This window comes from Commensalibacter communis, from assembly GCF_947179015.1.
Taxonomy (GTDB): Bacteria; Pseudomonadota; Alphaproteobacteria; order Acetobacterales; family Acetobacteraceae; genus Commensalibacter; species Commensalibacter communis.
The window spans coordinates 395951-411011 of the sequence record NZ_CAMXCM010000002.1 but is presented as its reverse complement, the minus strand read 5'-3'; the positions used below and the strand labels follow the sequence as shown (position 1 = coordinate 411011).

The following is a 15061-nucleotide window of genomic DNA, read 5'->3' as shown; positions in this document are numbered from 1 at the left end:
TCGGAAACTACAACCTAACACAGCAACTAAACAAACTCAAGAAGTTTTCTTAACCACCGCTCCGGTAAAAACACTTCTATACAAATTGAATAGAAGCGTCAATAAGATTCTTAACCTTTTTTTTAAGTTTTTTTAAAAAATCTCGTTTGGATCTTGAGAAATATAATAATTTTGCCAAAATTGCGCAGCATACTAACTTAAACGTTAACTATTTAAGATTGTTTTTTATGCATTTTTTATTCTCATACATAGCTCAACCTCATCAAACTTTACATTCATTACCAATTGCCATTGAGCTTGCAAGAACATATCCCAATATTAAAGTCCATGTTGCATGTACAACAGAAAAGCATCTTACATATATTAAATCACTTGCTTCCTTATATCCTAATACGCCTTTACAATATCATCTCTTTGATTTGCCTAACGTATTACGCCAGACCATCGACCAGCAGGGAACGAATGCTGGTTTTAAATTGCTTACTCTATATTTGAATCGTAACTTTTTTAAACGATTCTCAGCTATTATTGTACCTGAAAGAACCTCTTTATATTTGAAGCAATTTGGCGTGACTGAACCAAAACTAATATGGACACGTCATGGTGCTGGAGATCGTGCTATTGGCTTTGCTAAGGACATAAGGAAATTCGATTTTATTTTGATGGCTGGAAAAAAAATCGAACAACGTCTTTTACAACAGCAGTCTATTCGGTCAGGTCAATACCAAACAGGTGTATACGCCAAATTTGATATTATACATAAGTTAAGAGAACAATACCAACCTACTTTATTCAAAAATAACAAGCCTATAATTTTATATAACCCGCACTTTAAACGTCACTTATCCTCTTGGCACAAATTTGGACATCAAATTTTAAGACAATTTACCAACCAAAATCAATATAACTTGATTTTTGCACCACATTTTAGACTTTTCTATCCTCCATCTAAAAAAGACAAAGATAGTTTTAAAGTATACAAGCAATATCCTCATATCCTCATTGATCTTGGAAGCCCCAAAAGCATAGACATGACCTATACAATAGGGGCAGATTTATATTTAGGTGATGTCAGCAGTCAAATCTCTGAATTTTTAGTTAAACCGAGACCCTGCTTATTTCTAAATGCACATCATGCCCAGTGGGAAAAAGATGAAAATTATGAGGCATGGAAATTAGGCCCAGTCCTGTCATCCCCTCTTAATATATTAGAAAAAATAGATAAAAGCTTTTTTTTACAAAAAAACTTTCTTCAATTACAAAAAGACTATATACGCAATACATTTGGAACTTTAAACAGCCCGACAGCACATATCGGGGCAAAAGCAATTGTTGATTATCTTCAAATAAGATAAGATAATAGACTTTTAATAATTGCTTTAGAAAACTTGGTGGAATTTTAATTGTGGAAATAACAAATTATCCTACCCCGACTGATTCAGGTATAAAGAGACGTTTTGGAGACTTTGCTTCTCTTGCTGATGCGCTTGATTATGCTGCACAAGGTCAGGCCGGTATTAATTTTTATTCAGCCAAAGGGATTTTATTAGAATCACTTCCTTATTCTTTATTAAAAGAACAAGCCAAAGATACAGCTCGAAAATTATTAACTCTTGGACTTGAAAAAGGGGATCGCGTTGCTGTTATTGCAGAAAGCGATAGTGATTTCAGCCGAATCTTTTTTGGTTGTCAATATGCAGGACTAATCCCTGCACCAATGCCTTTACCTGTCGCTTTTGCCGGCAAGACAGCTTATATCGATACATTACGTGGGATGATTGAAAATGCATCGGCAAAAGCTGTTATCACCGCACAAACAATACAAAGTTGGACACCCGATATTATTAATGGGTTCTCTTTACAATTTGGCGGCACTCCTGCTGAATTAGCGCAAGTCCATGCAAAGTCAACTATAGAATTACCCACCGTTGATAGCGACGATATTTCCTACTTACAATTTTCCTCTGGCAGCACACGCTTTCCAATGGGAATCGCAGTCACACAAAAAGCCTGTCTTGCAAACGTCAGTGCCATTGCAAAATATGGTTTAGTTGTCCAAGAAACTGGTGATCGCTGTGTTTCTTGGTTACCCCTTTATCACGATATGGGATTGCTTGGTTTTTTTATCACACCCATGGTATGCCAATTAAGCGTTGATCTTCTGCCAACTAGAGATTTTGCGAGAAGACCTCTTGTTTGGTTAGATCTTATTAGTCGCAACAAAGGCACCCTATCCTATAGCCCATCTTTTGGCTTTGAATTATGCGCGCGTAGAGCCCCTGCCTCAACTTTAGAGTTAGATCTATCTTCATGGAGAGCCGCGGGAATTGGCGGAGATATGATTCGTTCTCATATATTAGAACAATTTGCAGAACAATATGCGCAATATGGATTTAGTCATAAAGCATTTGTCGCAAGTTATGGTATGGCCGAAGCAACCTTAGCATTAAGTTTTGCCCCATTAAATACAGGGGTTAAAACAGATACTGTTGATTTACATATTCTAGAAACAGACGGCATCGCAAAACCTTGTGATGATCCCAATATGAGCACACGTACATTTACACTTTGTGGCCCTATCCTGCCTGGCCATGAAATCGAAGTACGTGATGAAGAAGGAAATATTGTGCCTGAACGTCACGTTGGTAGCGTTTATGTTCGTGGTCCCAGCTTGATGAAAGAATACTTTCGACAAGAAGAAGAAACCAGAAATGTTATCAGTGACGATGGTTGGTTGAGAACAGGTGATCTTGGCTATATGTTAGATAATGAAATCGTTATTACGGGTCGTGAAAAAGATTTGATTATTATTAATGGTCGTAATATTTGGCCTCAAGATCTAGAATGGTCTGCCGAACATCATTTTAATGCTCTCAGAAGTCGTGATGTTGCTGTATTTTCAATTGATACAGACGAACATGAGTCCATTGTTGCCCTTGTACAATGTCGTTTTCTTGATCCAAAAGAACGCCAAACATTACAAGAAGAAATGACAAATTTGTTCCGTCGCCAACACGGCGTCGAAGTATCTGTTATTTTAGTCCCTCCGCACAGTTTACCCCAGACCTCTTCTGGAAAGCTAACACGGGCACGCGCAAGAAAAATGCTACTCAATGGTGAATTCAATATTAACAATTAGACGTATAAATAAGATTTTGCCAAAATAGAAATCTTGAGCTTCATTGTTAATTAGAATATCCTATTTCTAAACTTTTGAACAAAATGGCTGATTGTGATGATTTAACGATCAGTCAATATTAAACCAATCTAATTTAGAAGGTTACACCAATATGACCGAAACAATCGAAAGTGTTTCTCAAATAATTATAGAAACACTGTTAGAGAATCCAAAAGTGCCACGCAATATTACCCCAGAAAGCAAAATTATCGAAGATCTTGAATTCGATTCTCTGGCCGTTATGAATTTTGTGATGGAAATAGAAGACAAGCTTGATGTCTCCGTTCCATTAGATCGTTTAACAGACGTACGCACCATTCATGACCTTGCTGAAGCCATTATTTCTTTAAAATAAAAAGTTCAATTCTTATGGATATATTTACCAAATTTCAACCTCTTCATAATGCCTTTGAACAGTTGATGTCTATTTCTAAACACAATCCGTTTGGAACAACAATTGAAAAAATGATTTCTCCAACAATTGGTGTTATTAATGGTCGGCAAACTTTACTATTCGGAACCAACAACTATTTGGGACTAAGCCAATCGGATGCAGCACGTCATGCCGCAGCCGAAGCCGCTATGCAATATGGTGTGGGAACAACTGGTTCACGAATCGCCAACGGCACTTATTCTTTGCATCAAGAGCTTGAACAAGATTTGGCTAAATTCTTTAATCGTCGTTCTTGTATGGTGTTCTCTACGGGATATCAAGCAACGTTGGGTATGGTCTCCACACTGGCTGGTAAAGATGATTATCTTTTCCTTGATGCTGATTGTCATGCCAGTATTTATGATGGTAGCCGAATGAGCCAAGCTCAAATTATCCGTTTCCGTCATAATGATGCTGATGATTTACGCAAACGTTTACGCCGACTTGGGGATATTCCTGGAAACAAACTGATTGTTGTTGAAGGCGTTTATTCAATGTTTGGGGATATTATTCCCCTTAAAGAGTTCGTTGAAGTCAAAAAAGAAGAAAATGCTTGTCTGATGATTGATGAAGCACATTCTTTTGGTATTTTTGGCGAACATGGTCGTGGGATAGCTGAACGAGATCAGGTTGAAGCAGATATCGACTTTACTGTTGGTACCTTTTCTAAAAGCCTCGGGACTGTTGGGGGATATTGTGTCTCCGATCATCCTCAGATGGATTTGTTGCGTCTTTGCACAAGACCGTATATGTTTACAGCGTCTTTGCCACCAGAAGTTATTGCTGCAACAAAAGCAAACTTAGAGATTATCAAAAATCATCCTGAATTAATTCATAAATTAATGGATAATGCGTCTCGCTTTTATCATGCATTACAAAATGCAGGCTTCCTAACGGGCCCTGATATCAGCTCTGTCATTTCTGTTATTTTAGAGGACTTACCCCAAGCTTCTCAGTTCTGGAATCGTGTCTTGGAATTAGGGGCTTATATTAATCTAAGCTTACCCCCTGCTACTCCAGATAACCGTCCATTGTTACGTGCTAGCATTGCGGCAGCACATACAACTGAACAAATTGATCAACTTGTGCAAATTTATATTCAAGCTGCACAAGATGTTGGCGTAGCTCTGAAAATTTAACAATCAACGTTTAAAAACACCTTGGTGGTATAATCTGATTACAATCCAAGGTGCATTCATCAAGGGGTGCTTTTTTTGAAATGGTGTCAAATGAAGTTCAATTCCTTGATGCCTCTTTATTTTCCATGCAATATATTCAGCCCCCCCTTGAAAAGTAAACGCTGCTTTAATAAGCCTGGCGATATTTAGTGGGCGACCTAAACATTGTCGTAATTTCCATTTTTTATGAGCATCCTCACGTTCCATATCTGCCAAATTGACAATATAACGATTATCCTGAGTTTTTGTAAAAGGAATCCCCAATCCACGCCATCCTGCTTCTAATAATTGAGTAAAATAATCCTCTCTATTTTCTAAGATGGACATTGGACGATTCTTAGCTTCTACCCTCAGTTCTGCTTGGTAAGTATGTGAAAATAAATTACACCAAAATTCCTTACCTTCGTTCTCTTTGGAACCAAGAAATGCTGCCCACCAAGATGCTGTTGTAACAGCTCTGACTAAACAACGAAAAATATTCTGAGAAGCCGCTTGATCTCTAACCCACAAGATTTTAACAGGTTGACAAAACCGCGCCCACATCGTTGTATCGATGGATTGCAACCCTGTTGCTCGCCTTAATTGTTTTAACGATAGAATCGCAACTTTGGCTCTTAAAGAAACCTCATCATCATTGAATTCATGATATTCGATATTGGGAGGCAAGAACTTGTTTGCATAATAACAACCTGTTTGATCTTGATACCAATCGGATAAATCTTCACAAACAATATAGAAATCTAACAGTCCTGTTAAGTCTTGCTTCCACAGACTGGATCCATAATAGATAACCCCAATTGGATTCCTGCCTTTTAAAATGGATTTTATAAATTCAAAAACAGGTTTTGGGACATCTTCAATTTGATAAGATGATTGTAAAAGCGAAGTAAGCAACATAGACAACCACTATAAACGAACAAAAGAAAATTCAGGACCGACTGATAAATACACTTGATGGTCATTACCTGTATCATAATGCTCCCCATCCATTATAATTTCCTTTTCTATTGTCATTGAAATGTTCTTTGCAATTCCACTTTGATAAGAAGGGTTATTTCGTAACCATAATGGTGATTTTCCACGTAATAATGCCCAACAAGCAGAAATTAATTTTGAAGGATAAGAACCCACATTCAAATAATGTAACCGTTGATCGTCATGCTTACCTCCCCAAAAAGGCCACATACCACTTGATAAGCTTTGTAAGGTCGTCGCTATAAAAAGAAAACTATTTTCTGAAAGAATTTCTTGCTGATCGTATTGCAGTTCACATTTCTCTCCTTTTAACCACAAATCTCTTGTCTGAGGTGATAATAGTTTTAACAAGGCAAAGATAATTGTAATCCCAACAGCCCAGTCATGCGCAAAATTTTTAAGAATCGTTGGGTTATGTGCAATATTAATTGCTCTTGTAAAAGCTGCTGCACCCGCAAACATACCTAAAATAGCGGTTTTAGAGGAATCTGACCATTCGATTTTTAAAGCATGTCGATGTTGTACTGAATTAATTAACCGTTGTCTTTCGTGTAAAATTTTAATCCTTTGTAATGCTTGGACGCCACGCACACCAAAACCAATATCCTTAGCAATTAAATTCGTATTGCCAGAAGGTAAAATAACCAACTTTGGTATTTTATCCGAATCGTAAGCATGATAAATACCTGTCATTACCTGACTGATCGTTCCATCGCCTCCATCGACGATGATGCATTCGACGTTTTCAGCAGCATATTGAACCATCATTTGGTTCAGCTTGTCGATCGTATCAGGCATACAATAACGACTACCTAACCATCCTGATGCAAACTTAGTAAAGTCTGCATTTTCTTTCTCATTTTGATTTAACCGACTGGTTGGATTTTTAATCAAAGCAATATTTTGTATCACAAACGGTTTCCAACATTCTATATAACTTGTTTTTCAAAAAGAAGAGTCGTAATAAAAAGCTAATATTTTATAACCTTCTCTTGTCTTTTATGAAAAAATCAATAAAAAAATCAACTATATTCTGCCATACTTATATATTATCATAAAACAAAGATCATCAGCTAAAGGATAGTTACTTTTGAAACGTTTTACGATTGCTCATATTTCTGACATTCATTTACCACTAGAAACTATTCAATTTTCAAAGCTATCTCTTTGTAATAAACGTTTTCTGAGTTTTCTATCGTGGAAAAAGAGACGTCTTATTTTACAAAAAAAGAATCTTGATCTGGTTATTGGGGATATGATTGCTCACTCTCCTGACCTTGTTTTGATTTCAGGCGATCTAACAAACCTTGCTTTGCCAGAAGAATTTAAACAAGCTGCAGAGTGGTTACATCAACTCCCTTTTCCAAATGTTCGTGTTGTCCCAGGAAATCATGATTGTCTAGTTAAAACCCAATGGCATAATACCCATGCTTATTGGACACCTTGGACTAAAGCTTATGCCCAAGAAGATTACCCGATTGTAACAAAAACCGATACAACCGCAATTATTGGTATTTCCACGGGCGTACCAACATTACCTTTTTTTGCTAGTGGTTTTATTGACCGCGATCAATTAGAACGAATCAAAGAAGCTCTGCGCAAAGCAAAAGAAGAAAAACTTTTCCGAATCGTTATGTTACATCATCCCCCCGTGTCTGGAATTACCAAAGAACGAAAAGCGCTTAGAAATAGAAAAGAATTGAAAAAAATTCTGCTCGACGAAGGGGCAGATATGATTTTGTATGGTCATACCCATAAGACAACAACGACAAGATTCTTGCATACCAATATTCCAATGCTAGGGATCGCTTCTGCCTCGTCCAACGCTGTTCGCATACAAAGACAAGCTGCTTGGCGTAAAATAACTCTGGAATCACAAGAAGATATGCTACATGTTAATTTTTCAGTGAGAACTGTAGATAAACATCAACAATTTATCGAAAGATCTTCTTTTTATCTAAACCACAAACCTTAGTTTCCTGCCTTGTCAAATAACAAACTATCCTCCCACCACAAGAAAACGCTTTGGTCTTACCTTCTTCCAGGAACGTTGGATCATTATTGCTTGTCTTTGGCGCTACCGACTTTTTTGATTGCTCTTGGTATTATCCTCACAGCTTTAATGCTCGAGCGTTTATTGGTATTACTTGATTTGCTTGCTGCGGATAATAGCCCCCTTAGCACCTTTTTGGGACTATTGACTGATCTTGTACCCCATTATTTGGGACTAGCTATTCCAGCGGCATTTTGCGTGGCAATTTTTGCCAGCGTAAGACAAATGAGCCTTAATAGTGAAATTGAGGCGCTGCTCAGCTCTGGGATCTCATTATCTCGTTACTCCCGCCCTTATATGATGTGTGGAGTAGTCATCAGTATTTTATGTATTATTTTATATGGTTATATACAACCTTATGCACGTTATGATTTTCGGGCTGCTTTTTTTTATGCTTCGCATTCAGGATGGGTTCCCAATATACAAAGTCATACTATTGTGAAACCCGATGATAATCTTGTCATGGTCGTTGATAAAGCGACTGAACATGGAACACGTTTATCGGGTATTTTTATTCGACAAAAAGCACTAGACAAAGTCAAAAACAAAACAACTGAACATATTATTGTTGCAGAATCAGGCTCTTTTTATACGGTTCAAAACCGCTCTAAGATACAACTCAATTTATTTAACGGACAGAATTTGACTTTAAATTCCAACAATAAGAATAATATTACTGACTTTACTAAAGCTGAAAAAAACTTAAAACAACAAGGTAAAAAAGTGACCTTTCGTGAACGTGGGGATGATGAAAGAGAATTAACCATCACAGAATTATTTCAACAACTACGCCATCATACTAACACTACACCTATTGCTGATATAAGAGCAGAATTCCATTTTCGACTGGTCAGAGCATTATCCATTCTTGGCATTCCTATCCTTGCAACTGGGCTAGCGATTATGAAAAAACGTAAAAAACGTAATTGGGGATTGGGGGTTGCCGCAGTTACTTTACTCGCATATGACCATATTCAACAGTTCGGCACTGAGCTTGTTGCCACGGGACATCACTCAGCTTTTATTGCATTATGGATGCCGTTGTTCGTATTCTTTATGATGTGCTATACTATATTGCTATTTAAAAGTGGTAATTTACAGTATCTTTTTATTTCTTTATTTAAACGTTCATCAAAGCATATGGATAAATAGTGAACAAAATGTTTAGACGACATCAATTAATTATTTATCTTTCGTTACGATTACTAAGCATCGTTCTAGGCACTGCTATACTACTGACCATTATTATGGAAGCATTAACCCTTCTTGAGCAAATGTCTCCCATTTTAGCAAGGCATTTAGGATGGATTGGAATTGCACATTATATGGGGTTACGTCTACCCTTATTATTTAGCTCTGTTTTACCTCTAAGTATGTTAATTGGCACTATTGTAATGCTGACGCGACTTACATTAAACAATGAGGTAACCATTTTTAAAGCTGCAGGATTATCTTCCCTTGGATTTATAACCAAGCTGTTACCCGCAGCCATACTGCTTGGAGTCATTTGTTTCATCTTTCATGACCAAATCACACCAAAATCAGAACTAAATTTAGCAATTTGGTGGAATAAAACAGACCCTACACCCGAGAAGGGTAAGGGATTTTATTTCTATCAAAATCTTGATATCGTTAGCGTTGATTATATCGCATACGGTGGCAATACAATCAAAGGATTAACGATTTACAAACGCAAAGATTTGTCTCATCTAGATTCTATTTTAACAGCTGAAACGGCTCAATATAGCAATAAACGATGGCTGCTTTCAAATGCCAAAATATTGCTTATTGCACCTGGCGTTCCCCTAGAATTTACAAATCTGACTAAACCCGAAGAAATGATTTGGGAGACACCTTTAACACCACGTACATTGATAGGACTTTCAGTACCTGCCTTGCCTCAGTCTTTACACATCATGCTAAAACAACTATCAAATGCAGCAGAGCCATTCCGGATACCTACAAATACAATTAAAACAACTATTTGGGCACGACTTTTCATTCCCTTTATGTTTATTGTTATGTTGATTATTGCCATTCCTGTCACCTCAATCCCTCCAAGAGCTGGATTAAAAAGCTGGTTGCCTGTATATTGTCTAGGAGCAGGATTGTTGTTTATTATTTTTCAGGAAGTTCTGCGCGCTTTGGGTAAAGCTGGGACATTACCTGCGCCTATTGCGGTCATTCCCTCACTGCTAATATTTATTTTAGCAGCCAGTGCTATTATTTTAATGATTGAAGAAAAAACATGAAAAAACAATCTATCTTTCAAATTATGCGAGACCAAGAGCTACGCTCTGGTCGTAGCTACGATTTAGGTAAAATGAATTTAAAGGAATTATGGGTTGCCTATTTAACACACGGCACAATTTTGCTTTATTTTGGCCTTATTCTTGCCTGCATTGTAGGTATTTATTGTACATTCACAGGATGGATACCCATTCTTAGTTCTACTATCGTTATGATTTTTGGTTTCCCTTTAATTTGGTATATTATCCATCGTTGGATCATGCATGCTACCTTTTTATATCAAATTAAATGGACAGCCTCTTTGTGGAAAAGGATTCATTTTGACCACCATCAAGATCCCCATCTTTTAAACGTTCTATTTGGTTCCCCTTTGAATACAATCCCAACCATTCTGATTGTAGGCGGTGGAATTGGATTGGCTGTTGGTGGAATACCAGGAGCATTTGCTGCCATCGGAACAGCTATATATATGGCTTGTTTTTATGAATTTTTTCATTGTATTCAACACCTTGGATATAAACCAAAATCCCAATATGTATTGCGTATCAAACAATTACACATCATGCATCATTTTCACTTTGAAAAAGGTAATTATGGCATTACAAACTATTTCTGGGACAGAGTATTTGGTACTTTCTATGCTGACGCAAAGAGTCGTCCTCGCAGCCCAACCGTATTTAATATGGGATATGATATCAAAGAAGCGGAACGTTACCCTTGGGTTATGTTAAAAACAGGATCTCCTCCTCGTGATCGTCCTGAAGGGTCTAATTTTCGTGAGCAAAAAAAATCATCCACTCAACAGGAACAAAAGGCAGCTTAGGATATAATATGGAACGTGAAACTGTTAATGCTCTGATATTAGCTGGCTCCAGAGAAGGTCAACAAGATCCTTTGGCAAAACAAGCTCACGTTTCTCATAAAGCGATCTTACCTATATTAGGACGACCTATGATTGAATATGTTGTCCAAGCTTTATCTAGGCTCAGCAACATTAATAAGATTGCAGTAACGATTGAACAATGCTCCATTGTTCAAGATATCCTACCTGAATATATTCAATATTTACCCGCGGCCTTGGGGCCAAGTGACAGTGTAATTCAAGCCATTGAAACCCTTGGAACACCTTTACTTGTCACGACAGCAGACAATCCATTATTACAACCTGAATGGATCAGCCATTTCTTAAAAGAAGCTGAACTGACAAAATGTGATATCGCTGTAGGTATCGCCCTAAGAGAACAAATAGAAACGGATGTACCAAATACACGCAGAACCTATATCAAACTTGCAGATGGTTCCTTTTCTGGTTGTAACTTATTTTTATTCAGAACTCCTCAATCTATACAAGTTGCAAAGTTATGGCAAAAACTTGAGAAGCATCGTAAGAGGCCAGTCAAAATGAGTTATTTATTAGGATATAAAATTATTTTAAGATATTTAATAAAATGCTTAACCAGAAATGCCCTTAAAAAAAGAATTTACAAGCTTACCAAAGCAAAAACTCATTTTGTAGTAATGCCTTGGGGGCAAGCGTCTGTTGATGTAGATAAGCCTGAAGATTTAAAAATCGTTCGTACTCTCATGCAAAATTAATATATCCATGCGTATTGCCTATATCATCAATTCCATGGAAGGTGGCGGAGCTGGTTTTCCAATCCCAGCCATTTTATCATTAATGCGGGATTATGGGGCAGAGGTTAAAATATTTGCCCTTGCTCAAAAAGATGGCAAAGCGTTACCAGCTATACGTAAAGCGTTTATACCAGTCTCAGTCAGAGAGGGTGGTTTAAAAGACCATATTCAAAGTTTCCTATGGCTCAGACACCAACTTCGCGTGTATCAGCCAACCCATTTATGGACTTCTTTAACCAGGGCAACATTGTTGGGGCAACTGGCTGGATTACAACTCGGTATTCCTGTTGTTAGTTGGCAGCATGCTGCTTATCTGAAACCATGGAATTTGAGACTCTTAAAGGCAACACGTTCTTTGTCACAATTATGGATTGGGGATTCAAACAAAGTAACTACTTTGACTCAACAACGTTTAAAAATTCCTGATGAAAAAATAATTACTTGGCCAATTTTCAAAACGTCCCCAGACACGCCCAAAGCAAAGACATGGGAAAAAGGGCAGGTCATTCGAATTGCCTCGATGGGTAGATTACATCCTGTAAAAGGATATGATGTGTTGATTGAGGCATGCCATTTATTAACGCAATATGCTAACGTTCCTCCTTATAAGATTTCTATTTATGGAGAAGGCATAGAGTATGAAAAACTAAAAACACTTATTCAGCATTACCACTTAGAAAACCAAATCCAACTAGCAGGGTTCACACCTCACGTTGCGCAAACCCTTAGACAATATCATTTGTATATCCAGCCCTCTCGTTCTGAAGGGTTTTGTATTGCCGCTCACGAAGCTATGCAAACGGGGTTACCTGTCATCGCAAGTAATGTTGGGGAGCTTCCTTTTTCTATCCAAGATTATCAAACAGGTCTGACTATTCAACCAAACAATCCTGAGGCTTTGGCAAATGCATTATATGAATTTTTGCAAAAACCCGAATTACTCTATCCCATGGGTCAACTGGCCAGAGAAACAGTTATGAACAATTTCTCTGAAGACCGTTTTAACACAATTGGTCAACTAATTTATGAACGTATGAAGCATTTTACTCCACGATAAAATTAATAGCCAATATATTAAAATGTTTTTACTAGTTATGTAAAAACATCCACCTTTTTTCTCACATGATATAATGTGTCAATTTTTAACCGTTGGAACAGAGATTGATCCATTTTTTTAGCATCAATTAATGTGTAATTCCCTAACGCACTAAATGTATGTATTCCGTGAGAATAAGATCCAAAATTTACATTATTTGCTTTCAGTCTCTTCACAATATGCGCTTCAAACTTGTGTGGTGTTAAACAGGTAATCTTTAGAAAAGATAGCCCACCTCCATAAGTCATTGTACAATCTTGCGTCGGCAAAAGAACCTCGGAATCGGTAACCACGACATTTCCACCAGGCCGAGAACTTGATGGGGTAATACGCGCCGGATTCTGAGGATGGATTTGCCAAGGTCCCATTAAATTTTCAGAAAAAGCAATCGATAGGACACTTTGGCGGCTATATCCTGAATTCGCAGGCGTATAGAACATCCACCACAAACCGTTATGAAAAAAAATGCTAGGATCAATGGCCACTTCTGGAAAAGTAAATTCTGATACTGGCTCCCACTGATAAGGAAAACGCTTCGCTTTATATAATGTTGTTTTGCCAGATTTATATGCCTCTGGCAGCATATAAATCTGCCCTTGATCTTTAATCATCATTGGATAAGACAAATGCCATGGCTCTTCTAATACCAACGCTCTATCTAAAAGGCGCAGAGCTTCATCAAGAATCAAAACCTCGATACGCCCGTGTCGATCCCTATAATCGTAGCTTTCAGCGAAAATATAGAATTTACCGTCTTGATGTAATCCAAAAGGATCAGCTAAAAATCGAAACGTAGGTTCTTCACACAACCAATGAATATGATTAATGCCTTCGTAAATCACTGTTTCCATCGGGGCTTTGATAATCCCTACACGCCAAATATCCGTCTCATAAATAGACACGCGCCGTTTATCCTTTGATTGTTAAAATCTCGTCCAATAGGATGACTTCCATTGATTGCTCTAAATAAGGTTTCATTGCCTTGACTAAATTCTGAAAATGTTCAGTAGTCATATGAAGATCAAGAACTTCTTGGCTACTCCAATGTTCTATGAAAATCACACGATTATGGTTTCCTTGTTCGAAATAGGCGGTATAAAGATGATTGCCTGCTTCTTTACGAGATTGGGCAACGCATTCCTTCACTACTGAAGAAATATTTTCCCACGCACCTGACTTGAGATCACATCTTGCAATTAATCTTAATTCTTGTGACATTTTATTCTCTCCAACTATTTTCTATCATTTCGAGTTTTCTCTGTAGAATTCTATATTCTATTGATATCCATCTTTAAAAAGCATAGAATCTGTGCTTTAAAATAGATATTGCCATCATTTGTTCAAAAACAGAGCATATATCTTATCTGCTTTTTAGCATAGTTTCTAACATATCAGAAAAAAAAGATATTGATGATATCGCTATTCTATAATTTACAATTTCTTTGTCGAGGTTAATCTTATTATGACGGATGCTCTTTCTCATCGCTTTGAAGCTGCACAAGCTATTGTTAAAAAGGCCGCTGAAATGGCCATGGCAATGCGCCCAGCACCAGGAGGTCCACAAGGATTCTTGAAACATGCTCAAGATTGGTTAACCGAAACAGATGGAAAAGTAGAAGCTTTTATCTCCCAAGAAATTAAAAATCTCTTTCCAGAAGATGGTTTTCAAGGTGAAGAAGAAGGGCAAACCAGAACAGGAGCCCTCAGATGGGTTGTGGATCCTATTGATGGTACATCCAATTATGCCAGAGGTCGTAATCGATGGTGCGTTTCCCTTGGTCTGATGGAAGGGAATACACCAATCTTAGGAATTATCGCAGCACCCCCAGTTCAAGAATTCTATACCGCAAGATTGGGACAGGGTGCCTTCATGAATGGTCAACGCATTCATGCTTCTCCTGTTACCGACCCTAAAATTGCAATGGTAGAGTTAGGGTGGAGTCATGTCAGTAAGAGAGAAGAATTCCTAAAACATGCCAATGCTATTTTAGAAACAGGTGCCATGATTCGTACGCTAGGGTCTGGAACAATGTCTTTGGTTGATGTCGCCAGCGGCAGATTGGACGGACATTTTGAAATGGCGATTAATCTTTGGGATGTAGCTGCTGCATTGGTCTTATTACAAGAAGCTGGGGCAAAAGTCTCCCCATTCCTAGAAGATGGCGGCTTGCATCAACCAACTCCTTTATTAACAACTGCACCAGGACTGGCTGATCTTTTATCCAAAACGGTCAATATGCCTTTACGCACTGCCTAATTTTTT

The 15061-nt window shown here is 37.7% G+C and carries 15 protein-coding genes; 11 read left to right on the top strand and 4 right to left on the bottom strand.

Features of this window, described 5'->3' with window-relative positions; all coding sequences use genetic code 11:
- The first annotated feature begins 227 nt into the window (after window positions 1–227).
- The 4 genes from PQG54_RS06735 (at window position 228) to spt (ending at window position 4750) form a co-directional block, all read left to right on the top strand.
- Entirely contained in the window at window positions 228–1355 is a 1128-nt protein-coding gene (locus tag PQG54_RS06735) for a sensor domain-containing protein (RefSeq protein WP_271789920.1), read from the top strand.
- Window positions 1356–1405: 50 nt separating this feature from the next.
- Window positions 1406–3139 (top strand): fatty acyl-AMP ligase, encoded by a 1734-nt coding sequence (locus PQG54_RS06730; RefSeq protein ID WP_271789541.1) that lies wholly within the window; start codon window positions 1406–1408, stop codon window positions 3137–3139.
- A 151-nt stretch (window positions 3140–3290) separates the two neighbouring features.
- Window positions 3291–3533, top strand: a complete 243-nt coding sequence (locus PQG54_RS06725) for an acyl carrier protein (RefSeq protein WP_271789542.1) — start codon at window positions 3291–3293, stop codon at window positions 3531–3533.
- Between the two features lie 14 nt (window positions 3534–3547).
- Entirely contained in the window at window positions 3548–4750 is a 1203-nt protein-coding gene (gene spt / locus PQG54_RS06720) for a serine palmitoyltransferase (protein WP_271789543.1), read from the top strand.
- A gap of 3 nt (window positions 4751–4753) precedes the next feature.
- Here spt and PQG54_RS06715 read toward each other — a convergent pair whose 3' ends face one another.
- On the bottom strand, window positions 4754–5686 hold the full coding sequence (locus PQG54_RS06715) for a hypothetical protein (protein ID WP_271789544.1): 933 nt from the start codon (window positions 5684–5686) through the stop codon (window positions 4754–4756).
- 9 nt (window positions 5687–5695) lie between these two features.
- Window positions 5696–6676: a diacylglycerol/lipid kinase family protein gene (locus tag PQG54_RS06710; protein WP_271789545.1), complete on the bottom strand. Its 981-nt coding sequence runs from the start codon at window positions 6674–6676 to the stop codon at window positions 5696–5698.
- A 178-nt stretch (window positions 6677–6854) separates the two neighbouring features.
- Between PQG54_RS06710 and PQG54_RS06705 the strand changes: the two genes are divergently transcribed.
- From PQG54_RS06705 to PQG54_RS06680, 6 genes are read left to right on the top strand one after another with little or no spacing between them, the layout of a single operon-like run.
- The gene (locus PQG54_RS06705) at window positions 6855–7739 is read left to right on the top strand and encodes a metallophosphoesterase family protein (RefSeq protein ID WP_271789546.1); all 885 of its coding nucleotides are present in this window, start codon (window positions 6855–6857) and stop codon (window positions 7737–7739) included.
- 9 nt (window positions 7740–7748) lie between these two features.
- The gene (locus PQG54_RS06700) at window positions 7749–8969 is read left to right on the top strand and encodes an LptF/LptG family permease (RefSeq protein WP_271789547.1); all 1221 of its coding nucleotides are present in this window, start codon (window positions 7749–7751) and stop codon (window positions 8967–8969) included.
- A gap of 8 nt (window positions 8970–8977) precedes the next feature.
- Window positions 8978–10069 carry an LptF/LptG family permease gene (locus PQG54_RS06695; protein WP_271789921.1) on the top strand — a complete coding sequence of 364 codons (1092 nt, stop codon included), beginning with the start codon at window positions 8978–8980 and terminating at the stop codon, window positions 10067–10069.
- Window positions 10066–10890, top strand: a complete 825-nt coding sequence (locus PQG54_RS06690; protein ID WP_271789548.1) for a sterol desaturase family protein — start codon at window positions 10066–10068, stop codon at window positions 10888–10890. Before PQG54_RS06695 ends, PQG54_RS06690 begins: the two co-directional genes overlap by 4 nt.
- An 8-nt stretch (window positions 10891–10898) precedes the next feature.
- Window positions 10899–11663, top strand: a complete 765-nt coding sequence (locus tag PQG54_RS06685; protein ID WP_271789549.1) for a nucleotidyltransferase family protein — start codon at window positions 10899–10901, stop codon at window positions 11661–11663.
- Window positions 11664–11670: 7 nt separating this feature from the next.
- Window positions 11671–12759 carry a glycosyltransferase gene (locus tag PQG54_RS06680; RefSeq protein WP_271789550.1) on the top strand — a complete coding sequence of 363 codons (1089 nt, stop codon included), beginning with the start codon at window positions 11671–11673 and terminating at the stop codon, window positions 12757–12759.
- 35 nt (window positions 12760–12794) lie between these two features.
- On the opposite strand, the gene PQG54_RS06675 is transcribed toward PQG54_RS06680, so the two are convergent.
- Window positions 12795–13700, bottom strand: coding sequence for a glucosamine inositolphosphorylceramide transferase family protein (locus tag PQG54_RS06675; protein ID WP_271789551.1), 906 nt, complete (start codon window positions 13698–13700; stop codon window positions 12795–12797).
- 7 nt (window positions 13701–13707) lie between these two features.
- Window positions 13708–14016 (bottom strand): putative quinol monooxygenase, encoded by a 309-nt coding sequence (locus tag PQG54_RS06670; protein ID WP_271789552.1) that lies wholly within the window; start codon window positions 14014–14016, stop codon window positions 13708–13710.
- 244 nt (window positions 14017–14260) lie between these two features.
- Between PQG54_RS06670 and PQG54_RS06665 the strand changes: the two genes are divergently transcribed.
- On the top strand, window positions 14261–15055 hold the full coding sequence (locus PQG54_RS06665; protein ID WP_271789553.1) for an inositol monophosphatase family protein: 795 nt from the start codon (window positions 14261–14263) through the stop codon (window positions 15053–15055).
- Window positions 15056–15061 lie beyond the last annotated feature (6 nt).